23 protein-coding genes are annotated in these 20,636 nt (G+C 69.7%); 6 read left to right on the top strand and 17 right to left on the bottom strand.

All coding sequences use genetic code 11. The features are described 5' to 3' along the window. Positions 1–12 precede the first annotated feature (12 nt). Positions 13–324: a hypothetical protein gene (locus OG331_RS46780; RefSeq protein ID WP_406209180.1), complete on the top strand. Its 312-nt coding sequence runs from the start codon at positions 13–15 to the stop codon at positions 322–324. A gap of 325 nt (positions 325–649) precedes the next feature. Here the strand turns inward: OG331_RS46780 and OG331_RS46785 are convergent, their stop codons facing one another. Further along, entirely contained in the window at positions 650–1,096 is a 447-nt protein-coding gene (locus OG331_RS46785; RefSeq protein ID WP_406209183.1) for a DUF6086 family protein, read from the bottom strand. A 217-nt stretch (positions 1,097–1,313) separates the two neighbouring features. Between OG331_RS46785 and OG331_RS46790 the strand changes: the two genes are divergently transcribed. Then, complete coding sequence (locus OG331_RS46790; RefSeq protein ID WP_406209185.1) at positions 1,314–2,780, top strand: glycoside hydrolase family 43 protein; 1,467 nt, start codon at positions 1,314–1,316, stop codon at positions 2,778–2,780. A gap of 58 nt (positions 2,781–2,838) precedes the next feature. Here the strand turns inward: OG331_RS46790 and OG331_RS46795 are convergent, their stop codons facing one another. Then, positions 2,839–3,516 (bottom strand): alpha/beta hydrolase, encoded by a 678-nt coding sequence (locus OG331_RS46795; RefSeq protein ID WP_406209188.1) that lies wholly within the window; start codon positions 3,514–3,516, stop codon positions 2,839–2,841. A gap of 192 nt (positions 3,517–3,708) precedes the next feature. On the opposite strand from OG331_RS46795, the gene OG331_RS46800 reads away from it, so the two are divergent. Next, entirely contained in the window at positions 3,709–4,338 is a 630-nt protein-coding gene (locus OG331_RS46800) for a hypothetical protein (RefSeq protein WP_406209190.1), read from the top strand. A 72-nt stretch (positions 4,339–4,410) separates the two neighbouring features. On the opposite strand, the gene OG331_RS46805 is transcribed toward OG331_RS46800, so the two are convergent. The 7 genes from OG331_RS46805 to OG331_RS46835 all read right to left on the bottom strand — a co-directional run bounded on the left by OG331_RS46805 (position 4,411) and on the right by OG331_RS46835 (position 10,422). Beyond that, positions 4,411–5,463 carry a YeiH family protein gene (locus tag OG331_RS46805; RefSeq protein ID WP_406209193.1) on the bottom strand — a complete coding sequence of 351 codons (1,053 nt, stop codon included), beginning with the start codon at positions 5,461–5,463 and terminating at the stop codon, positions 4,411–4,413. Beyond that, complete coding sequence (locus OG331_RS46810; protein WP_406209196.1) at positions 5,463–6,038, bottom strand: cysteine dioxygenase; 576 nt, start codon at positions 6,036–6,038, stop codon at positions 5,463–5,465. Before OG331_RS46810 ends, OG331_RS46805 begins: the two co-directional genes overlap by 1 nt. 83 nt (positions 6,039–6,121) lie before the next feature. Next, positions 6,122–7,027, bottom strand: coding sequence for a LysR family transcriptional regulator (locus OG331_RS46815; RefSeq protein ID WP_362385427.1), 906 nt, complete (start codon positions 7,025–7,027; stop codon positions 6,122–6,124). Between the two features lie 121 nt (positions 7,028–7,148). Further along, a complete protein-coding gene (locus tag OG331_RS46820) occupies positions 7,149–7,829 on the bottom strand; it encodes a DUF1345 domain-containing protein (RefSeq protein ID WP_406209199.1) in 681 nt (226 codons plus the stop codon). 12 nt (positions 7,830–7,841) lie between these two features. Further along, positions 7,842–8,042, bottom strand: coding sequence for a hypothetical protein (locus tag OG331_RS46825; protein ID WP_406209202.1), 201 nt, complete (start codon positions 8,040–8,042; stop codon positions 7,842–7,844). Then, positions 8,042–9,595 (bottom strand): GMC family oxidoreductase, encoded by a 1,554-nt coding sequence (locus OG331_RS46830; protein WP_406209204.1) that lies wholly within the window; start codon positions 9,593–9,595, stop codon positions 8,042–8,044. Before OG331_RS46830 ends, OG331_RS46825 begins: the two co-directional genes overlap by 1 nt. A gap of 431 nt (positions 9,596–10,026) precedes the next feature. Then, positions 10,027–10,422, bottom strand: coding sequence for a hypothetical protein (locus OG331_RS46835; RefSeq protein ID WP_406209207.1), 396 nt, complete (start codon positions 10,420–10,422; stop codon positions 10,027–10,029). On the opposite strand from OG331_RS46835, the gene OG331_RS46840 reads away from it, so the two are divergent. Next, entirely contained in the window at positions 10,421–11,311 is an 891-nt protein-coding gene (locus OG331_RS46840; protein WP_406209210.1) for an MBL fold metallo-hydrolase, read from the top strand. The two genes, OG331_RS46835 and OG331_RS46840, sit on opposite strands and share 2 nt — an antisense overlap. A 67-nt stretch (positions 11,312–11,378) precedes the next feature. On the opposite strand, the gene OG331_RS46845 is transcribed toward OG331_RS46840, so the two are convergent. The 4 genes from OG331_RS46845 to OG331_RS46860 form a co-directional block, all read right to left on the bottom strand. Beyond that, positions 11,379–11,579 carry a hypothetical protein gene (locus tag OG331_RS46845; RefSeq protein ID WP_406209212.1) on the bottom strand — a complete coding sequence of 67 codons (201 nt, stop codon included), beginning with the start codon at positions 11,577–11,579 and terminating at the stop codon, positions 11,379–11,381. Between the two features lie 174 nt (positions 11,580–11,753). Then, positions 11,754–12,848 (bottom strand): DUF475 domain-containing protein, encoded by a 1,095-nt coding sequence (locus tag OG331_RS46850; protein ID WP_406209215.1) that lies wholly within the window; start codon positions 12,846–12,848, stop codon positions 11,754–11,756. A 220-nt stretch (positions 12,849–13,068) separates the two neighbouring features. Continuing rightward, entirely contained in the window at positions 13,069–13,443 is a 375-nt protein-coding gene (locus OG331_RS46855; protein WP_406209217.1) for a hypothetical protein, read from the bottom strand. 80 nt (positions 13,444–13,523) lie between these two features. Further along, a complete protein-coding gene (locus OG331_RS46860; protein WP_406209220.1) occupies positions 13,524–14,813 on the bottom strand; it encodes an amidohydrolase in 1,290 nt (429 codons plus the stop codon). A gap of 245 nt (positions 14,814–15,058) precedes the next feature. Between OG331_RS46860 and OG331_RS46865 the strand changes: the two genes are divergently transcribed. Next, positions 15,059–15,235, top strand: coding sequence for a thiazolylpeptide-type bacteriocin (locus tag OG331_RS46865; RefSeq protein ID WP_053760578.1), 177 nt, complete (start codon positions 15,059–15,061; stop codon positions 15,233–15,235). Between the two features lie 42 nt (positions 15,236–15,277). Here OG331_RS46865 and OG331_RS46870 read toward each other — a convergent pair whose 3' ends face one another. Continuing rightward, positions 15,278–15,610, bottom strand: a complete 333-nt coding sequence (locus tag OG331_RS46870) for a transposase (RefSeq protein WP_406209222.1) — start codon at positions 15,608–15,610, stop codon at positions 15,278–15,280. Between the two features lie 78 nt (positions 15,611–15,688). Between OG331_RS46870 and OG331_RS46875 the strand changes: the two genes are divergently transcribed. Continuing rightward, entirely contained in the window at positions 15,689–16,897 is a 1,209-nt protein-coding gene (locus OG331_RS46875; RefSeq protein WP_406209225.1) for an RNA-guided endonuclease InsQ/TnpB family protein, read from the top strand. 32 nt (positions 16,898–16,929) lie between these two features. Here the strand turns inward: OG331_RS46875 and OG331_RS46880 are convergent, their stop codons facing one another. Genes OG331_RS46880 through OG331_RS46890 form a run of 3 tightly spaced genes read right to left on the bottom strand, consistent with a single transcriptional unit; the run spans position 16,930 to position 20,626 of the window. After that, positions 16,930–18,894 (bottom strand): TOMM precursor leader peptide-binding protein, encoded by a 1,965-nt coding sequence (locus OG331_RS46880; protein ID WP_406209228.1) that lies wholly within the window; start codon positions 18,892–18,894, stop codon positions 16,930–16,932. After that, the gene (locus tag OG331_RS46885) at positions 18,891–19,646 is read right to left on the bottom strand and encodes an ABC transporter permease (RefSeq protein ID WP_406209231.1); all 756 of its coding nucleotides are present in this window, start codon (positions 19,644–19,646) and stop codon (positions 18,891–18,893) included. The genes OG331_RS46880 and OG331_RS46885 overlap by 4 nt, the downstream gene beginning before the upstream one ends. Then, positions 19,643–20,626: an ABC transporter ATP-binding protein gene (locus tag OG331_RS46890; protein ID WP_406209234.1), complete on the bottom strand. Its 984-nt coding sequence runs from the start codon at positions 20,624–20,626 to the stop codon at positions 19,643–19,645. Before OG331_RS46890 ends, OG331_RS46885 begins: the two co-directional genes overlap by 4 nt. Between the last annotated feature and the right edge of the window lie 10 nt (positions 20,627–20,636).

Below are 20,636 nucleotides of genomic sequence, written 5' to 3' on the forward strand. Positions count from 1 at the left end.
AAGGAGGGAGTCATGCCCCACCCCGGTACCGATCCCCGGCACTACGAAACCCGTACGCAGCCGAGCGGCCCTCATGCCGCCCGCAATCCGCGAGCGGGGCGTCAGCTGCGCGAAGACCGGCGACGACGAGGCCGGGCCTGGGCCCTGCTGACCCTCTCCGTGGCGATGCTGATCACGGGCATGACGCTGCCGCAGGGTCTGCTCCTCGCGGCGGGTCTGGTCACGGCTGGGATGGCGACATATCTGCTCGTGCCGCCTCATGGCCCGGATCGCCCCGGCCAGTTCTTACCCGCGTCGGCCCGTCACGGCAGCGATCACACTTGATGACAGCCCGGCACCACAAAACTGCACCTCGGGCTGCACTTGGCAGCAGCTGGCACCTGTGTTCGGCCCGGCCTGGCCCTTGGTCTACCGGCGTCCGCCCAGTGGAGCCGGGACCGGGTCCGGCTCCGGGCCCCGGCCCGGGCCCGGAGCCACCGTGTCAGCCTGGACGAGCCCGCGTCCATGGTGAGTTGGACTGGTCGCTGTGCGCCATCGACTCGGTCAGCGTACGGGGGCAGTAAAAGGGGGCCGCGGCCGATCGCGTCGCCTCGTTCCGGCGGAACAGGTCTGTCTCGGTTGGCAGCAGCGAGCCGAGACCTGCGCCGGCTCAGCGGGCCATCCAGCGATCCATCTCCCGCGCCCGCGTGTCGAGCGCGGTGACGACCGTGGCTGACACGGCCCAGGGACTGCTGGGGACCTGCACGTCGCGCCGGACGCCACCATCCACGTGGTCGGACCCCGCTTCGGGCATCTCCACCTCGATTCCCGCGCGCCGTGCGAGCGCGACCGCCGTCGCCACGAACCCCTCGGAGAGCGCGAGGATCACGGAGTGCCCCGTCCGGCAGTGCCAGGCGACCAGGCCGCGTGCGAACTCCGCGTACACGACCGGATCGACCTCGAGTGTGTCCGGGTCACCGCAATACTTGCCCTGGCCGATTCCCGAGGGCAGCTTGAGCTCCGTCTCGAAGACCTCGACCTGCCGGAGGAAGGGGCGGCCGGCACCGCTCGACGGGTTCCATAGAGTCTCGTCACCCATCTCCAAGTACATGCTCATCGCCGATCCCCCCGCTCAGCCGCCCGGCACAGGGTAGGAGATCGGGCGGTTGGTGGGCACCTGGGTAAAACGGTGCCGGTATGCCGGCTGACGGACCGTTACCTCTGCCTGCACCGCTCTTTACATCGATGTAATAGCTGTGGTGCCATGGACAACCGCCAGCGCATGTTGCGCTGTCCGCAACCCAAGCCACTTCGAGAGATGTGGGGAGTCGCCGATGCGCGCTCGTTCCGTCACCACCTTGGTGACCGCCCTGTCCGCCCTGCTCGTCAGCCTGATCTGGGTACCGCAGGCCACTGCCACTGCCACTGCCACGGACCGCACGGTGAACGCGGCACCGGTAGCCGCAGCAGCGGGATCCTTCCGCAATCCGCTCAACACAGGGCCCGACCCGTTCATGACGTACGCGAACGGGGCCTACCACCTCACCACCACCCAGGGCGACAGCATCAAGATGTGGCGCTCCTCCTCGCTGAGCACCTTGCTCGCGGGCGACCCGATCACGGTGTGGAAGGACACCGACGCCTCACGCAACCAGCACATCTGGGCAGCCGAGTTCTACCGCTTCAACAACCGCTGGTACATGTACTACACGGCCGATGACGGAGTGGACGACCACCACCGGCTGTACGTCCTTGAATCGCAGGCCGACGATCCGACGGGGCCGTACCACTTCAAGGCGAAGCTCGCCCCGCCCAACCACACGGACGACTTCGCCATCGACCCAGGGATCCTCCAGCACAACGGCAAGCTCTACCTCGCCTACAGCGGCATCAACGCCTATCAGCACAACGGCGTGAACATCGCGCCCATGTCGAACCCCTACACCGTCTCCGGCAACGCCATTGCCCTCGACGGGGCCGGAGGATGCCCCGAGGTCCGTGAGGGCCCCGAGTTCCTGTACCGCAACGGCCGTACCTGGATGACGTACTCGGCGTGCGACACCGGCAAGCCCGACTATCAGGTGTGGATGATGTCCCTGCCCAATGGCGCCGACCCGTTGGTGCCCGGCAACTGGATCCAGCACAGCGGGCCCGTCTTCTCACGCAACGATGCCAGGGGCGTGTTCGGTCCCGGTCACCACGCCTTCTTCCGTTCTCCCGACGGAACGGAGGACTGGATCATCTACCACGCGAAGACCACGTCGGTCTTCACCTACACCAACCGCACGACCCGTGCCCAGAAGATCGGCTGGCGTGCCGACGGCAGCCCGGACCTCGGTACCCCGCTCGCCCTGGGCGCCACGCAGGACCTGCCCGCCGGCGACCCCGGGTCGGGCAACTACTGGATCAACGACGACGGCCGTTCCAGTGGCAGCGGCACAGTGACGTACCAGGGTGCCTGGAACTCGGGCACGGGCTGCGCGGCGCAGTGTTTCTGGAGCGACGATCACTGGAGTGACAGGGCCGGCAATACCGCGACGTTCAACTTCACCGGCACCAGGATCGCCCTGCTCTCCGTGAAGGACACGGGGAACGGCATCGCGGCCATCCGCATCGACGGGGGTGCCGAACAACGCATCGACTTCTACGGAGCGATCCGCACCGGTGAGACGCTTCAGTACCTCAGTGCGCGGCTGCCGTACGGCGCGCATACGCTACAGGTGCGCGTCACTGGGGAACGCAATTCCTCCTCCGGGGCAGCGTTCGTGAGCGTGGACCGCGCCGAGGTTTACACCGACTGACGTTCCCCATACCGGAGCGACGAACGGGCCGACTGCAGGCGGGGTTGCTGGGAAGGGCTCATCGGATCGCGTCCGCGTCGGCCAGTAGGCCGACCACGGTCGACGCGGCGGTGCGGTGCCAGTGCCCGCTCCGACGGAGCATGGCGTGGCCCCCTCCGGCCATGATCTTCAGTTCGGCCCGTGCGCCGGCCGCACGCGCGCGGCTCACGAACGACGCCGACGCGTGTGGATCGGTGACCCGGTCGCGGTCACCGTGGAGCACGATCACCTCCTTGCCTCGCAGGTGTGCCACCGGCTCCCCTTCCGGGCACCAGGGCGCAAGCGCGAGGACCGCCCGTACCTGCGGGGCGACGGCCGCGCGCAACGCCGCACGGCCTCCCATGGAGTGGCCGACCAGGACGACCGGTACGTCTTCGGCCAGCGCGGCAAGTTCCCTGAGCGCCCGCCGGGTGTCGCGGACAGGATCGGCGTCGTGACCGTTCCAGCCGCACACCCTGTAGCGCACCTCTGCCAGCAGGACATCGTCATCCGGCGTGGCCGCCGCGACTGCCCGTACGAAGGGTCTCATCCGGACCGGTGAGGGATACCAACTGCGCGACGTGGCCCGACTGTGCGCTTGGCCGCCGTGGAGGAACAACACGGCTGCGCGAACCGAGCGAGGGCTGCGCCGTGCCAGCAGCGCGGCTGCGCTCTTGCGCGTAGCCGTGGACGCGGACGTGCGTTCGTTGCTGCCCATCCATCCTCCTGAAGTGCCGCGCTCGAACCCCGGGGGGATCCAGTCCGATCGCTGATCAACGAGCGTCGCCGACCGTGTTGCAGCGTAGAGGGTTTACACAGTGACCATGCGTTCGCCTCGTCCTGCGCCGGGTATTACGCTTGCTGCTCCGTGTGGCCGGGGGAGGCCGCCGATTCATGGGGGGGATGCGCCATGCGCGCCTACGTTCGCCGTGCCTGTGTGCCGGCAGTGTTGCTGTCCGCCGTTCTGTTGGCGGGGTGTTCGTCACAGAGCGACTCGGGGGATTCGGTCGCAAGCCAGGAGCCGGCGGGCGAAGCACCGGTCGGCGAAGCGGCCGTCGAGGCGTCGAAGTCTGCGTCCTCATCCGGTCCCGGCCCCGTTCTGGAGGTCGGGGAGACGGGCGAGTTCGCCACTGGCGAGACGGACGAGGACGGCGAGAAGTACGAGGTCACGTCGAGGATGTCCGTCAAGGTCGTGAGTGCGGATTACGTGACTGCCGAGCAGGCCGACAGGTCGAACGAGCCGGAGAACGGCCAGTACGTCAAGCTGACGCTGACGTTGAAGAACGTGGGCGCTGCTCCGGCGGAGATCATGACGTACGGCAGGATGGAGTGGGAGGACACCGACACGGCTGCTCAGGACGCCTCCACGCGGGACGGCGCCGGCGACGGGCGGAGTCTCGACAGGGCGTACGAGCCCGGCCAGTCCGTGACGGGACATCTCATCCTCGACGTCGGCGACGAGGGCGGGACCGTCAGCTACAACGGGTCGGAGGATCCCAACGCTGACGGCCCGGTGTTCTCGGTGAACCTCCCGGAGTAGCGGCGGCCTGGTGTCGTGCTGCCGGATGATCCGATGTCGAACCGGGGGCGCGGCAGCCGGCACGCATCTGCGTCACCGCGCGACCAGCAGCACCCCGGCGTACGAGACGCCTGCCACGACCAGCCATGCCGAGAGGCCCAGCAGCGCCGTCCGCGCGCCGGTGCGCGCGAGGGAGGGGAGGTCGACCGCGCTGCCGAGCCCGAACAGGGCTGCGGCAAGCAGGAGTTCCTGCCCGGTGTGAGCGGCGTTCAGGACTTCGGCCGGCAGCAGCCCGGTGCTGCGCAGAGTCACCGCCGCGAGGAAGCCGACGACGAAGAGCGGCATCAGCGGCGCCCGTTTGCGGTCCGGCTCGCCCAGCCCGACCACGTCACCCCTCGGGCGCCGCGAGGACAGCGCGACGGCGGCGACGAGCGGTGCGAGCAGCGCCACCCGCACCAGCTTCACCAGCACTGCCTCACCGAGGGCCGTGTCACCGGCTGTCTGCGCCGTGGCGACGACCTGGCCGACATCGTGCACGCTCGCGCCGACCCAGCGCCCGAACTCGGCGTCGCCCAGTCCCAGTGGCCCCTGGAGCAGTGGCAGTACGGCGATGGCGAGCGTCCCGCAGAGAGTGACCAGGGCCACCGAAGTGGCCGCGTCTCGCTCGTCGCTGCCCCTGGCCTCACCCACGGCGCCTATGGCTGAGGCACCGCAAATCGCGTACCCCGCGGCGATGAGCAGGGGCTGGTCCCTCGGCAGCCCCAGACGCCGAGCCAGCCACCAGGTGCCGGACAGCGTGGCCAGGACGACAGCCAGGGTCATGACGACCGTCGCCCAGCCGAGCCGGGCCACGTCGTCGAGGCCGAGCTGGAGCCCGAGGAGGACGATGCCGACACGCATCAACCGCCTGCCCGCGGAGCCCAGTCCGGGGCGGGCGGATCCCCGTACCACGCTTCGCAGCCGGGGGAGGTGGGCGGCAATGATCCCGAGCACCACGGCGACGGTGAGCATCGGCACAGCAGGAACGAGCCGGTGGACGGCGAGGGCGACGGCGAGGCCGCATGCCGCGAGGAGGAGTCCCGGGTGCAGGGCGGGCGTTTCACGTTCCCGGCTGGGTCGCGCTTGACGCTCCCTGAGGAGGGCCATCAGCAGTCGGCGGGCAGCTGGTAGACCCGGCGGACGCTGCTGCCGAGGCGGGAGATGTCCGCGCCGTAGACGTGCAGCGAGATCGCCGTGGAGGGGCCGGCGTTCCAGACCCGGTGGATGTCTCCGGGAGGGGCGAAGCCGCAGACCTCACCCTGCTTGTTGAGCACGTCGGTGGTGGCGACGAGCCTGGCGGCGCCGTCCGCCGCCGGGAGGAGCCGGTAGCGCCGCTCGCGCTCCTGGCCCTGGTGCACCCCCGTGGTGCACCAGGACACGTGGTCGTGGACGGACGTTCCCTGGCCTGGCAGCCAGACGAGCGCGACGACGGAGAAGCTCCCGTCGTGCTCCGCGTGCAGCAGGTGCTGCCGGTACTGGGTCGGGTCGCTCTGCTGTTGCTCGTCGGTGAGCAGGTCGGGCGCGCCCAGGTGGGGTGCGAGACGTTCACCGACGAGGTGAGCGGTCAGGTCGGGCGGGAGGCCGCGCCCGACGTCTTCTCGTAATCCGGCGAGAAGCGCTTCAAGACGGTCGGTGGTGCGGGCCGCGGTGAAGGCACCAGGAGCGGTCGTCGCAGAAGTCATACGCAGAGCGTCCGACCGCTCCTGCCATCACGTCCAACGACAGTTTCTTCGCATGTCCCAAGGAGTGCTTATGGATTGAGCGGTCAACAACCCATCTTGCTCGCGGCCACGGCCTTCAGTTCCTGGAGAACGAGCGCCGTGGCGGGGATGCGCAGATGCTCCCGCAGGACGTAGGCCGAGACCTTGCGCCGGGAAGCGGGCTGAAGCGGCCGGCCGGCCACCTTTGCGCGGTGCATGAAGGCCAGCACCAGCGCGGGAACCATGGCCACGCCGAGCCCTTCCGCCACCAGGCTCTGCACCGCCATGTTGTCGTCCGTGGTGAAGGCGATGTCGGGTACGAAGCCCGCCTCCTCGCACTCGTGCAGCAGGTTGGCCCGGCAACGCGGACACCCGGCTATCCAGCGTTCCCCTTCCAGGTCGGTGAGCTGGACGACCCTGCGCCGGGCGAGCCGGTGTCCGCTGGGCAGCAGTACGGTCAGCTGGTCTTCCAGGAGCGGGGTCTCCACCAGATCGTCCGGGACGTGCTCGTGCAGTCCCGGGTAGGTGAACGCCAGGGAGATGTCGCACTCGCCCTGCGCCAGGCGGCGAAGGGACTCGGGCGGCTCGTTCTCCAGTAGATCGATGCGGATACCCGGGTGGGCAGCCGCGAGACGGGCCAGAGCCTCGGGCAGGAGCGTGGAGTTGGCACTCGGGAAGGAGCAGACACGGACCCGCCCTGCATGCAGCCGGGCGAGGGCGTTCATCTGCTCCTGCGCCGCCGACAAGGAACCGAGTATGTCGCTGGCGTGCCGCGACAGCGTCTCGCCCGCCTCGGTGAGCCGTATCCCGCGGCCCACCCGGACGAACAGCGGTATGCCGACGTCCCGTTCAAGAGCCTTCATCTGCTGGGTGATCGCCGGCTGGGTGTAGCCGAGAGCGCGTGCGGCAGCCGAGTACGAGCCGGTCCGCACGACTTCGTGAAAGGTTCTCACGTACCGGGAATCGAACACCGCTGCATCATAGGGAATACGGGGCCACGGCGCTTGAGTGGTGGCCCCGACTGGCGTGACCGTGTAGCGGCGATGTGGAGTGAAGGACGCGAGCGGGCCCCCGGCAGGCGTCCGGGCCCGGTCAGCCGGTGTCGAGGGCGCCCACCAGGCTGGCGACCGTCACCGTGTTGAAGACGAACGCGATCGCCGAGTTGGCCGCCACCGTTCGTCGCATCTCGCGGGAGATCACCGAGACATCCGTCGTACCGAACGTCGTCATGACCGACAGCGCGAAATAGACGTAGTCGGCCCAGGCGGCGGACTGGCCGCCTGGGAACTCCAGGCCCCGTTCGTTCTCCAACAGGTTGTCGGCCTGGAAGGTGACCGCGAAGGACACGCACACGCAGATCCAGGCGGTGACGACGAGGGTGAGCGCCGCCACCACCCGGGGTTGGACGGGAAACTGCGAACCGATGTGCCCCGGGCGCCACACGACGGCCACCACGAGCGCGGCTGTCGCGATGAAGAGCGACACTCCGGGCCCGGGCGCGGTCCCGAGCACGTAGCGCTGCATCACCGTGCCGCGGGCGCTGCGCTCGGCCCAGCTGCGGATCCGCTCGTCGGAGGCGTTCGAGAACGCGGGCAGTGTGACAACGAGGTAGGTGAAGAGATAGGCGAACAGCACGAGTACGCCCGCATCCACCACCGAGAACGGCGCCGTGCCGTCGTCAAGCACGAGCACGAGGCCGAACAACGCTGCCACGCAGGCCGCGACGAGGCTGCTCACTCCCGCTCGACGGCGTTCGGAGAGCCAGGAATGCACCGACGAGCTCCTCTAGATCGTGGTAATCGTCATGGTTTCTCCCTTTTCGGGCGAGCCGTAGCCTAGCGGTCGGGTGTCGGTTTTCAGCCGCCCCCTCAGCTCGCGCCGCCGGCGCAGCCCGCAGGCGGCCCAGGCGATCTCGCCGCGGACCAGGTCGTCGACGGCCCGGTCGCGCGCCCACCTCCGGTCGGTCGCGGGCAGGGGCGGCGTCATCACGCGGCTCCCTTGACGAGGTCGGCCGCCTTCTCCGCGGCCATGATCGTGGGCGCGTTGGTGTTCCCGCTCGGCACCGCCGGGAACACGGACGCGTCGACGACCCGCAGGCCGTCGACGTCGTACACACGCAGTTCGGGGTCGACCACCGACCCGATGGCACAGGTCGAGGTCGGGTGGTACAGGGTCTGCCCGGACCGCTGTGCCCAGGCCAGGAGTTCGGTGTCGGAGTCCGCGGCCGGCACGTCGTACGGCCCGGTCACGAGGTCGGCCACCGCCCGCTGCTCGGCGATCTCCAGGGCGATCCGGATGCCGGCGACGAGCGCGTCCCTGTCCCTGGCCGTCGTCAGGTAGTTGTGCACGATCCGGGGCGCCACGTCCGGGCGCGGTGTACGCAGGGCCACCGCGCCGCGGCTGGTCGGGGCGAGCACGCACGGGCCGAAGGAGAACCCGTGCTCGGCGACCGGGCCGAGCCCCTCCTGGTGGAACAGCACGGGCGCGGCATGGAACTGCAGGTCGGGGGCGTCCAGTTCGTCCCGGCTGCGGAAGAAGCCGCCGGCCTCGCCGATGTTCGAGGTCAGCGGGCCGCGGCCCTGGCTCTGCAACAGCGCCGCGTTGTCCGCACTCGCCGCACCGATCAACGACTCGGCGTCGGTACGGAAGTTCAGCAGCGCCACGTAGTGGTCCTGGAGGCCCTGACCGACCGGCAGATCGCGCACGACGCCGATGCCGAACGCGGACAGCGCTGCGGCCGGGCCGATCCCGGACAGCATCAGCAGCTTCGGCGACTCGTAGGCGCCCGCGGAAAGGATCACCTCGCGTTCGGCGCGCACCACCTCGACCGTGCCGCCCCGCTCCACCTCCACACCCGTCGCCCGGCCGCCCTCCAGCACCACGCGGTGAGCTCGGGCCGAGGAGAGCACGGCGAGGTTGTGGCGTTCGAGGGCCGGGTGCAGATAGGCCACCGCCGCGCTGCAGCGCAGTCCGTTGCGCTGTGTGAGCTGATAGCGCCCGACACCGAACTGCGTCACGCCGTTGAAGTCGTCGTTCGCCTTGTGCCCGGCCTGCTCGGCGGCCCGCACGAACGCCGACGTGAGCGGATGCGAGGACCTGCCCTCGCTGACCGTCAACGGGCCGCCCGTGCCGTGGAATTCGTCCGCGCCGCGCTCGTTGTCCTCGGCGCGTCGGAAGTACGGCAGCACATCGGCGTAGGACCAGCCGGTCGCCCCGGCCGCGGCCCAGCCGTCGTAGTCTGCCCGGTTGCCCCGTATGTAGATCATGGCGTTGATCGAGCTGGAGCCGCCGAACACCTTGCCCCGGGGCAGGTAGGCCCGTCGCCCGCCGATCCCGGGCTCCGGGTCGGAGTCGAGGTCCCAGTCGACGTCGGACTTGAACAACTGCGGGAAGGCGGCCGGGACATGGATCTCCTGCGCGGCGTCGGGGCCGCCCGCCTCGATCAACGCCACCCGGACCCCGGGGTCCTCCGACAGCCGTGCCGCGAGCACACAGCCCGCGGATCCGGCGCCGACGATGACGTAGTCGTACATGCTCATCTCATCCCCTTTGATGGGAAAGGCAGTTCGGGAAAGCAGTTCGGGAAAAACACTCTTGGGAAGAACCCTTGTGAGAGGGAAGGCACTTCTCGGGCGTGATGACCGAGGTGCCGGACCGAGAGCACGCGTGAGGAAGTCGAGCCGGTCGGCCGGAGCGCGCCGCTGACAAGGGCCCTGGCCGACGTCGAAGTGGCCGACGGGGTACTCGCGCAGGTGCGCCCCCCGACCGGCCTTCCTGGCGGTACGACGCGCAGCGCCGGGCGGTGCGACCAGGTCCTCGGTGCCGACCTGGAACAAGACCGGGCACGTCAGGCGGCCGGCGAAGGTGATCGGCCGGTTCAGGCCCACTCCCAGGGCCGCGCGGGCGCACACCTCGTTGCGCCAGGTCTGACCGGTCACCGTGGAGGGGATCTCCTCGGCGTCGGTTGTGGTCATCGTCGCGAGCGCCCCGGCAGCCCGACGATCGGCAGAAGGTGCGGCGGTCGCTGGGTGAGGGCGCGGGCCAGGTCGCGCACCCCCTGCCCGGCCAGGCTCATCAGCCGTCCGGCCCCCGGCATGGCGTACGACGTGCCCCACAGGGCGATCCGGGCCGGGTCGACGCCGGGCAGACGGTGGGCCGCCGTGGTCATGCGCGACATCACACCCAGTGCCGCGCCATGGCCGAGACATACGGTGGCGACCCCGACGACTATGTCCTCGGCGCCAATGCGGCCGGGTTCCTCAGGGTGGCGAAGGCCATGATGGTGCAGGGCGTCATCGAGCAGGACGCTGCCGCGGTAGGTGGCGTACGACCGGATGCCGAATCGAAAGGTGTGAGACACGGACATGCCAGCCACGGGATACACAGCGGTCGAATACGGCGGCGTCAGCGTCCTCGTCGGCCCGCGACGGGGCGCCTATCCGTACGGCAACTCACTCCTCGTACATGGCACGAGCGCATCGCTGGTCGTGGATCCGTCGCTGTCGCTCGTCGAGGCCGCGCCGCCCGCGGACCTGGTCCTCGTCAGCCACGCGCACGAGGACCACATCGCCGGTCTCGGCAGCTACGACGTACCCGTCCACATCCATCGCGGCGACGTCGACGCGCTGCGCTCCCGCGCCGCCTTGGTCGCCGGGTACGGCCTTCCGCCCGGTGACGTGGACGAGGTCGACCGGACGATGCGCGACCAGTTCCACGTCCACGGACGTGCCGACGCGAAGGCATTCGACGACGGCACGGTGTTCGACCTGGGTGGGCGCACGGTGACGGTCGTACACCTCCCCGGCCACACCGAAGGCCACAGCGGCTTCCTGGTCGAGCCGGACGGCTTCCTGTTCATCGCCGACATCGACCTGACGTCGTTCGGCCCGTACTACGGCGACGTCGGCAGCGACCTCCCCGACTACGAGGCCTCCATGCGCCGTTGCCGTGACATTGATGCCCGCTGGTACGGCACCTCCCACCAAAAGGGCGTGATCGAGGGCCCCGCGGAGTTCCGCCACCGGCTCGACGTCTTCGCCGCTGTCGTCCAGAAGCGGGAAGCGGCGCTCCTGGACTTCCTCAGCGAGCCACGCACGGTCGAGGAAATCGTCGAGCACCGCCTGGTCTACCGACCCCACGTCGAAGGTCCACACGTGCGGCCGGTCGAGCGCAGAACGGCCGTACAGCACCTGGACCGACTGGAGAGCCTAGGGCGAGTCGAGCAGGTGGAGCAGGGTCGATTCCGCGCGAGATAGCGGAGCGTGACCGCCAGAGCCTTGCGGGACTTGGTCGGCTCACCTACCTGTTTCCCGGCAACTGGAACTACGACTTCTGCGTCACCGCGGTCAACGGCTCGGCGGAATCCGGCAGGTCGAACTGCGTGGCCCTCCCGAAGCCACCCCCGACGGACCCCATCGAGCCCCCGTCGACGGGCAGGCCCCCGACCACAGGAAAGTCCCCGTCGACGGGCAAGTCGCCCTCGGCGGTGGGGAAGGACGCGGCAGGGCTGAGCCCGACCCTCATGAAGCTCCTACGCCTACGCGCCAAGCCGGCCCCGAACACCACGGGCGGCATACCGGCGGGCTGAGGAACGACAGGCGTGGCTTCGGGTGCGGTCGGCTGCGGCCGGGCGCACCCGAAGCGGTCCTCCGCGATGCTCGGGCGTGCCCTGGATGAACGGGCGCCGCGGCGTCGGACTCATTCAGCCGACCTGCGGTTGCGCTGGACCGAGGAGAAGAAGGACCAGGCGATCAGGACGACGCCGACGAGGCCCGTGATGACCTCGTGGATCTCGTACCGGATGGTGACGAGCAGGATCACGGCGAGGGCGCCGATCGCGTAGTGCGCGCCGTGCTCCAGGTAGACGTAGTCGTCGAGGGTGCCCTGGCGGACCAAGTAGACCGTGAGGGATCGGACGTACATCGCGCCGATGCCGAGTCCGAGCGACATCAGGACGATGTCGTTGGTGATCGCGAAGGCGGCGATGACGCCGTCGAAGGAGAAGGACGCGTCCAGGACCTCCAGGTAGAGGAACATGAAGAACGCGGCTTTGCCGGCCATCGCGATCGCCGGGACCTTCTTGCCGCTTCTCTTGGCCTTTTCCTCGGCCTCGTGCTCGCGCTGCTCCTCTTCCTCGAGCTTGTTCTCGAAGTAGCCGGAGAGGCCGCCGACGATCAGGTAGGTGATCAAGCCCGCGATGCCGGCGATCAGGACGGTCTCGGCCTTGTCCGCATAGATGCCCCCGTGCTGGTGGGCGTTGGTGGCGAAGGTCATCGCGGAGACGAGCAGCACGACGAGCGCGATGCAGACGGAGAGCATGTCGACCTTGCCGAGCTTGGCGAGCGGGCGCTCCAGCCAGCCGAGCCACTTGATGTCCCGGTCCTCGAAGATGAAGTCGAGGAAGATCATCAAAAGGAACATGCCACCGAAGGCGGCGATCGACGGGTGGGCGTCGGTCACCAACTGCTGGTACTTGTCCTTGTCGTCGAGCGCGAGCCGTACCGCTTCGATCGGGCCGATCTTGGCGCTGACGGCGACGATCACGACCGGGAAGACCAGGCGCATGCCGAAGACCGCGATCAGGATGCCGACGGTGAGGAAGATCTTCTGCCAGAAGGCATTCATCTTCTTCAGGATCCCGGCGTTGACCACGGCGTTGTCGAAGGACACCGAGATCTCGAGGATGGACAGGATCGCCACGATCCCGAAGCCGGTCCACCCCCCGTACAACACCGCCGCGACCAGGCCGAGCGCGGTGACCGCGAACGACCAGCCGAACGTTTTCAGAAGCACTGGCTACCCAATCGTCTTGTACGGGGCTCCCCGCGCCGTACCTGCCTTTACGAAACATTGACCTACGTAAGTGGGACCATCCTACGTAGAGGAGCTGCTCAACTGCCGTCGCTGCCTCGGGAGTTAAGACGTAGCCCGGCGCTGCGGAGGTGGTAATGGACGAGGACGGCCTGGTCGACGGCGGAGGTGTAGTGCAGGCCGGACCGAGGTGGGTGTGTCCTCAGGAGCCGCAGTCGTGGCGGGCGTCGCATTGCCAGCCGGAGAAGCCGCCTTCGCGGGGGTTGTCGATGTCGTGGTCGAACTGGAGGAATCCCCAAGCCACCCAGGCGATGATGGCGATGCAGAGGGCGAGCCCGGTCCAGAGGGCCGGCTTTGCCAGCTCCTTCAGGAGGGCTCCGCGGCCCGCGTCGTCCTCGTGGATGTACTTGATCTCGTCGCCCTCCTTCTCCCCGACGAGACGGTACTGGAAGTGGTTGAGGGCATGCCGTCGAGGTGGTGCTGGGCCAGGCCGTCGGCCGTTGGCCAGGTCTTCGGAGCCGCCTCCCGCCGGAGGTTCTCGCCGCGCAGCCTCAGGCCCGTGACCGTCTCCACCCACGGAGGGCCAGCCCTCAACGCGCCGCGCATGCAAGGGAATTGCCCAGATCACTGCCGTCCGCTACACGCTCTGGACGTCGTTCAGCGTCGAGCACCCAGCGCCGTCAGCGCCGCCACAGTCATCGCCGTGGCCGCCGACGGCAGGGCCAGGGGCAGGTGCGGGGCGAACTCGGGGGAGTGGTTGGCCGGGAGTGCCGCGAAGCGCTCCGCCGTGCCGCCCGCGCTCGCCGTCGCGGCCCACTGCCGCGGGCCCACCACACCGACCATCCAGTAGCCGAGCGGCACCCCCGGACACCCGTGGATCTCCCGCCCGGCATCGCCGTACAGGCCGAAGTCCTCCGTCGCCATCGACGGCGGCCATGCGCCCACCCGCTCGGCGCCCAGCGCCTCTCGGTGGGCGTCACGGATCGCCGCAGTGAGCTTCTCGTCCGGCAGGGTCACCGGCGAGCGGGACACCATGGTGATCTCCGGTTCGCGCGGACAGCCTGACGCGGTCGCCTCGGCCCCTACGATCCGCTCGACCGCCGCCACGGCGCGGTCCAGGGCCGCCGGGGTGAGAGCCCGCACGGTGATGCCGAGCGCTGCGCTCTCCGGTACGACGTTGCTGTGCGTGCCGGCGTGGAGCGAACCGACCGTGACGGTCGTCTGCTCGGCCGGCGCGCTCTCGCGGGCGACGATGCCCTGCAAGCGCATCACGACCGCCGCGGCGGCCAGGACCGGGTCCACCGTCAGCTGCGGCGCCCCCGCGTGACCGCCACGCCCGTGCAGGGTGACGTCGAGGCTGACGCTGCCCGCCAGCACCGGCTGCCCGTGCCCGTGGGCCACCATTCCGCCCAGCAGCGGCGCCGTGTGCTGCGCGAGCACGGCGTCGGGGCGGCCGAAGCGGTCGTAGAGACCGTCCGCCAGCATCGCCCGCGCGCCCGTCAGGATCTCCTCCGCAGGCTGGCCCACGACCACCACCGAGCCACGCCACTGCGGACGCGCACGCGCCAGCAGCGTCGCCGCGCCGAGCGCCGCCGCGATGTGCAGGTCATGCCCGCAGGCGTGCATGTGGGGGCCGTCGGCGGCGTACGGCAGTCCGGTTCGTTCCCGGACCGGCAGTGCGTCGAGTTCGGCGCGCAGGTACACGCGCGGGCCCTCGCCGTTCGTGAGGACGCCGACCACACCGTGTCCGCCGATGCCGCGCGTCACGGTGTACCCCTCCGCCTGGAGCGCGTCCGCGAGGCAGGCCGCGGTCCGGATTTCGGCGCCGGACGGTTCCGGGTGCTGGTGCAGGTCCATGGCGAAGGTGACGAGTGGGCGCAGCACGGTGTCCAACTGCCGCAGGACGGGCTCGTGTCGGCCGGTGCGGACTGGTGCGGCTGAGCTCATCCGGGCATGATCCGGCGGACCGGCAGCCAACCGCCGTCACATCACTGGCAGAACAGTGGCAGATCACTTCCAGATCACTGACAGATCGCTGTCACTTCGCTGACCGAACCCCGGCGTGGCACTGGCACGGGCCGTCAGCGCTCTGTCAGTGCTTCGCAGCTGGTCGCGTCAGTGGTGCCCGGTCCAATGAGGAGGCCCAGCACCCCCGGGAGGAGCCCGGTGGTGTGACCACGTCAGGAGTCATCATGGCTGACAAGTCGACCCTCGCCGCCCTCGCCGACGAGATCCTGGAACTCGAGTCGGAGACCTTCGAGATCTCGGACTACTCGGACGCCAGCGAGGTCGTGCTCGCCGGTTCCACCAGCTGCTCCTCCACCTCGACCTGCTCCTCCACCACCAGCACCACCTCCTGCAGCGCCTGATCCCACGGATTCGGCACGCGGCGGACGGCCGGGTGCCGCTCGTCACTCCTTCAGGAGCGGCGAGCGGCGCCCGGCCGTCGGCGTATGGCCCCTACCGGGTCTATTCGCGGTGCACCGGGCTTCAGCTCGGTGGTGAAGCGAATCCATAGCCCGCTCTGACCTCAGCTGTGCGCATGGATCCGCAGGGTTCACCTCGGCCAGAGCTAGAGCGGCCGTTCTGCTGCTCGGCGGGAAGTTAATGAGCAGGTGGACGCGGTTGGCCTCGCCGTTGAACTCGACCAGTTCGGCCTCGCAGTCTTCGCACATGGCCCGCCTGATCTCCTCGCAGTGTGTCAGGTGCCGGTCGGTGAAGACGCAGTGCAGGTACGTGGTCACGAAACGCGGAAGGTGCAGTGACGGCCTGTACTAGTGTTCTCGTCCGTACCTCTAAACCAACTGTGTAGCGTGATCCGCATGCAGCTTCGGTACAGCTTTCGCCTGTACCCGAGCGCTGGTCAGCGCACGGCGTTGGCGAGGGCGTTTGGGTGTGCGCGGGTGGTTTACAACGATGCCCTCAGGGCTCGGGAGAGGGCCCGTGCCCAAGGGCTGCCGTTCCCGAAGGCCGGGGACCTGTCGAAGGCGCTGATCACCGAAGCGAAGAAGACCCCGGAACGGGCCTGGCTCGGTGAGGTTTCCGCCGTCGTTCTCCAGCAGTCCCTGCGCGATCTGGACACGGCCTACCGGAACTTCTTCGACGGCCTCAAGGGCAAGCGGCCGCGCGTGGGCGCACCTCGGTACAAATCCCGCAAGGACCCCCGACAGGCCGTCCGGTTCACCGCGAACGCCCGCTGGTCCATCACCCCAGGACAGAAGCTGCGCCTGCCGAAGATCGGAGACGTGCGGGTGAAGTGGTCCCGCACGCTGCCCTCGACGCCGTCCACGGTGACGGTGGTCAAGGACTCGGCGGGCCGGTACTTCGCGAGCTTCGTCGTGGAGACCAGCCCGGAAGAGGTGCTGCCGCAGACGACGCCCGAGCTGGGCATCGACCTTGGTCTTGGCCACTTCGCGGTCCTCTCGGACGGTACGAAGGTCGACAGCCCGCGTTTCCTGCGCCGGGCCGGGAAGCGCTTGAGGAAGGCGCAGCGCGCTCTGTCCCGCAAGGAGAAGGGCAGCAAGAACAGGAACAAGGCCAGGATCCGCGTCGCACGGGCACACGCCCGTGTCGCGGACGCGCGCGGCGAGTTCCATCACCAGCTCTCCACGCAGCTGATCCGCGAGAACCAAGCGGTCGCCGTGGAGGACCTGGCGGTGAAGGCTCTCGCCCGCACGCGCCTGGCCAAGTCCGTGCACGACGCCGGCTGGTCGGCGTTCGTGAGCATGCTGGAGTACAAGGCCGCCCGGTACGGGCGCACCTTCGTGAAGATCGGGCGGTTCGAACCGACCTCTCAGGTGTGCTCCGTGTGCGGCGCCAATAACGGCCCGAAGCCCCTGCACGTCCGGGAATGGACATGCGGGGCATGCGGGGCAGTTTTGGACCGGGACATCAACGCGGCGGTCAACGTCGCCAAGGCGGCCGGACTGGCCGTGACAGCCTGTGGAGCGCGGGTAAGACGGGCCCCTGTGCCCGCGCCGCGCATCGAAGCAGGAACCCACTCGACACCGCAGCTGTCAACGCCACGGTAGGCGAGAATCTCCCCCTTCAGGGGGAGAGGATGTCAAGGAAACGGATGCGGCACCCGCCGGATCTCCCCCTCCGCGAGATCGGTCTCCCGCAGTCCTGCCCGGCGCGCGGCAGTTCGCAGGCGCGGCATCCGCAGGGCCCGCTGGCGCGACCAGCCGAAGTCGATGGGCAGCAGACCGGGCGCCAGGACGCAGACCGTGCGCAGGCCGATGCGTTCCTGCTCCGGAGTGGTCTGGTCGACCACGACGACATCGAGGCCGGCTCGTACCAACTCGTCGCGGCACAGCGCCACATCGTCCAGCAGATCGCCGGTGCGAGGCCGTCCGCCCGACTCCCAGGACGCGTACACCTCCGCCATCGGACGGACAGCTGTGGGTTCGTGGTACGGCGTCACGTGCGTCGCCGTCCCGGGCAGCCCGTACAGCTGGGCGTGGTCCTTGAGATGCTGCACCTTCGTGAAGTCGGCGGCCATGGCCTCCAGTTCGGTGCGCCGTTCGCGCACCTGGCCCGGCAGGTGCGGAATGTATGTCAGTACCTCCGAGAGGGCTCCCTCCAACGCCGCCGCCGGGTCGAGGGAGGCGCCCGCGCCGAAGGAGTGGATGCCGGGGCCGCCGTCCCGACGGACCGCCAGGCCTGTCACCACCGGTACGGCGAGGTCGATCCGGTTGTCGAAGGCGTGCACGTCGTAGCCCTGCAGAGCGGCGCGATCGATCATCGCGCGGACGATGGGGTCGGTGACCGTGGTCAGGTCGATCTCCGTGAGCCGGATGCCGCCGTACCAGGCGAGGAGGAAGGCGTCCCGCTCGATCAGTTCGAGCAGCCCGCCGAGCACCGCCTCCTCCAGACAGCTGCCGATCGCACAGCCGTTGGAGCACTCGAAGACGAAGTTGTCCGCCGCGAGCCCCGCGCTGTAGTGGACGAGCCGGGCCGGTACCAGGAGCGGACGCTCGTCGCGCAGGGAGTACCCCCAGACCCACGGGATCGGCCGGTCCGGGTCGAAGGGGTCCACGAGCGGATCGTCGCGGTAGGTCCCGGGCGCGTAGAAGCCGCAGTCGGCCGGGTCCAGCGCGTCCTCACCGAGGCTGTTGTACGACGCCGCCAGCAGCCGAGTGCCGCGCCGCCGGTGTGTCCCCGCGTACCGCTCCAGGCCCTCCAGGAAGGCCAGGTTCCGGCTCGCGGAGAAGCCGTTGGCCTGCCCGCTCCAGGTCACGTCGGTCAGACCGGCGTACCCGCGCATGAACACACTGCCGGCGACGGGCGCCGTGGTGGGCGAGGTGATGTTGAGCCAGGTGCCCGCGCCGAGCAGGCCGGTGACCGGGTTGGCGAGTGCCGCCGGCGCGAGCCGGTAGGAGGACACCGGCCGCAGCCGGTAGCTGTCCTCGGCCGGCTTCGGCCTGCTGACCAGGGCGAGTTGGGCCGACTCCCGGGTGTCCGAGCCGCCGGTGCCGCAGTGCGGGCACAGCGGGTCGGCGTACAGCGGGAAGGTGCGTACGCCCAGCGTCGCGAGGTCGAGGCAGGACACCTGCGGCAGGGCCCGGTCGGATGGCGTCTCGCCGGGCGGATCCGGGTTTCCGAGGATGACCGCCTCGTACAGCGCGCGCACGGCGGTGGTGACGAAGTCCGGCAGCTCCGGCCAGGCCGGGGCGAAGCTCCACGGCGAGCCCGTCTCCAGCGCGTCCCGCTCGGTGCGTGAGCGCAGCCGCTGCCAGCGCATCGCGAGGCAGGTGCCGCACGCCCGCGCGTCCGCGTCGCCGCCCCAGGGGCCCACCAGCACCTGCCGGGACGTCAGATGCACCAGCGCGGCGGGCCGCACATCGGCATACGGGTCGTCCCGCACTGCACGTGTTCCGAGGGGCACCACCTCGGGTCCGGGGCCGTGCGGCCGCGACGTCCGCGTTCGACGGGTCGAGGGAGACGGTGAGCCGGACCGCTCGTCCAGCGCCGACCGCAGACGCAGCCGTGCCTGCTCCAACGGCAGGCTTTCCAGCACGCGTGTCATGCGCGGTTGCTCCAGCGGAAGGTCTTCAGCCCGATCGCCGCGAAGACCACGGTGAAGCCCACGAGCGCGGCGCACCCGATCCCGATGTCGCCGAGGCTGCCGTTGCCGGTGAGTGCGGCGGAGACGGCGTCGTTGAAGTAGCGCAGCGGCAGCGCCCGGGAGATCGTCTGCAGCCACGACGGCATCAGGTCCAGGGGGAAGAAGGAGCCGGACAGGAACGCCATCGGCACCATCATGAAGTTCGCGATCGCGGCCACCGCCTCCGGCGTGTCGGCGTACGAGCCGATGATCACGCCGATCGACAGGAACGCCGTGATGCCGAGCACCAGCACGGGCAGGGCCAGCGGCCAGCGGGCGTCGAGCTCCAGGCCGAAGCCCGGCAGCATCGCCACCGCGACGAAAAGCACCGCCTGGACCGCTCCCACGGCCAGCGCCAGCACGTACCGCGACGCCAGGACCGTCGGCAGGCTCGTCGGCGTCATCCGGATCAGCCGCAGCAGATCGTCGCGCCGCCACTGCATCAGCGTGAACGCGATGCCGAACACCGCCGCGTTGGCCACGCCCCACGACATCACGCCGGGCGCGATGTAGGAGATGTACGGCCGGCCGGTCTCCTCCACCTCCTGGCCGCTGAAGATCAGCCCGAACACCAGCAGAAACACCAGCGGGAAGGCGAAGGTGAAGAAGAGTGTGGCCGTGTCGCGGACCTGGGCCCGGTAGCCGGACGCCGTGAGTGCGCCGTATGCGCTCATGCCTGGTGCTCCGTGTTCTGCGCGTGCGGGATGTCGCCGGTGGTCGCGTCCGACGTGAGCTGGAGGTAGACGTCCTCCAGGGTGGCGGTCCGGGTCTGTACGCCGTCGAGGCCGCCGAGGGCGTCCAGCGCCGACATGACCTTCCCGGACACCTTCGTCTCCAGGACGAGGCTGCCGCCGCGAACCTCCGCGCGGTCGACGCCGGGGACCGCCTCGGCCTCCGCCACCGTCATCCGCTCGGGCGGCAGCAGCAGTGAGGTCGGTGCGCCCGCCGCGCCGACGAGTCCGCGCGGGGAGTCCAGCGCGGCGATCCGGCCCTCGACGAGGATCGCCACCCGGTCGCAGAGTGCCTCGGCCTCGTCCAGGTGGTGGGTCGTGTACACGATCGTCCGGCCGGCTTCCTTCAGTCCGCGCAGCACCTCCCACAGATCGCGTCGGGCCTGCGGATCGAGGGCGGCGGTGGGCTCGTCGAGGAAGATCAGCTCCGGGTCGTGGACGAGCGCGGAGGCGATGGCGAGCCGCTGACGCTGGCCGCCGGAGAGGTTCTCCACACGGGTGTCTCGCCGGCCCACCAGGCCGACGGCGGCCAGCGTGCGCTCGACGGCCGCCGTGTCCGCGCGGTACAGAGCGGCCACGGTCGCCAGGTGCTCGTGCGCCGTCTGCCGTACGAAGAAGGCCGACGACTGGGTCTGCACACCGAGCCGGGGCAGCAGTGCGACATTGCGGGGCCAGGGTGCGCCGCCCAGCACGTCGACGGTGCCGGCGTCGGCCTGGCGCAGGCCCTCCATGATCTCCACCAGAGTGGTCTTGCCGGCGCCGTTGGGCCCGAGCAGGCCGAAGAACTCTCCGCGGTCGATGCGCAGCGACACCGCGTCCAGCGCCTGGCGGCTGCCGTAGCGCTTGCTCACCCCCTCGACGTGGATCGCGGTGTCCGCCGCGCGGTTGCCGGGGTCCGCCGGCACGGTTTCGGTCTCCGTCATGAACAGCTCC

Source organism: Streptomyces sp. NBC_01017 (assembly GCF_045162795.1).
Lineage (GTDB): Bacteria > Actinomycetota > Actinomycetes > Streptomycetales > Streptomycetaceae > Streptomyces > Streptomyces machairae.

Bases quoted from the DNA above. Each gene is read 5' to 3' on its own strand.
- OG331_RS46875 (WP_406209225.1), top strand. From the start codon at position 15,689: ATGCAGCTTCGGTACAGCTTTCGCCTGTACCCGAGCGCTGGTCAGCGC.
- OG331_RS46785 (WP_406209183.1), bottom strand. From the start codon at position 1,096: ATGAGCATGTACTTGGAGATGGGTGACGAGACTCTATGGAACCCGTCG.
- OG331_RS46810 (WP_406209196.1), bottom strand. From the start codon at position 6,038: ATGACTTCTGCGACGACCGCTCCTGGTGCCTTCACCGCGGCCCGCACC.
- OG331_RS46825 (WP_406209202.1), bottom strand. From the start codon at position 8,042: ATGACGCCGCCCCTGCCCGCGACCGACCGGAGGTGGGCGCGCGACCGG.
- OG331_RS46865 (WP_053760578.1), top strand. From the start codon at position 15,059: ATGGCTGACAAGTCGACCCTCGCCGCCCTCGCCGACGAGATCCTGGAA.
- OG331_RS46845 (WP_406209212.1), bottom strand. From the start codon at position 11,579: ATGAGGGTCGGGCTCAGCCCTGCCGCGTCCTTCCCCACCGCCGAGGGC.
- OG331_RS46880 (WP_406209228.1), bottom strand. From the start codon at position 18,894: ATGACACGCGTGCTGGAAAGCCTGCCGTTGGAGCAGGCACGGCTGCGT.
- OG331_RS46805 (WP_406209193.1), bottom strand. From the start codon at position 5,463: ATGGCCCTCCTCAGGGAGCGTCAAGCGCGACCCAGCCGGGAACGTGAA.
- OG331_RS46830 (WP_406209204.1), bottom strand. From the start codon at position 9,595: ATGAGCATGTACGACTACGTCATCGTCGGCGCCGGATCCGCGGGCTGT.
- OG331_RS46780 (WP_406209180.1), top strand. From the start codon at position 13: ATGCCCCACCCCGGTACCGATCCCCGGCACTACGAAACCCGTACGCAG.
- OG331_RS46890 (WP_406209234.1), bottom strand. From the start codon at position 20,626: ATGACGGAGACCGAAACCGTGCCGGCGGACCCCGGCAACCGCGCGGCG.
- OG331_RS46835 (WP_406209207.1), bottom strand. From the start codon at position 10,422: ATGTCCGTGTCTCACACCTTTCGATTCGGCATCCGGTCGTACGCCACC.
- OG331_RS46860 (WP_406209220.1), bottom strand. From the start codon at position 14,813: ATGAGCTCAGCCGCACCAGTCCGCACCGGCCGACACGAGCCCGTCCTG.
- OG331_RS46795 (WP_406209188.1), bottom strand. From the start codon at position 3,516: ATGGGCAGCAACGAACGCACGTCCGCGTCCACGGCTACGCGCAAGAGC.
- OG331_RS46790 (WP_406209185.1), top strand. From the start codon at position 1,314: ATGCGCGCTCGTTCCGTCACCACCTTGGTGACCGCCCTGTCCGCCCTG.
- OG331_RS46840 (WP_406209210.1), top strand. From the start codon at position 10,421: ATGCCAGCCACGGGATACACAGCGGTCGAATACGGCGGCGTCAGCGTC.
- OG331_RS46885 (WP_406209231.1), bottom strand. From the start codon at position 19,646: ATGAGCGCATACGGCGCACTCACGGCGTCCGGCTACCGGGCCCAGGTC.
- OG331_RS46800 (WP_406209190.1), top strand. From the start codon at position 3,709: ATGCGCGCCTACGTTCGCCGTGCCTGTGTGCCGGCAGTGTTGCTGTCC.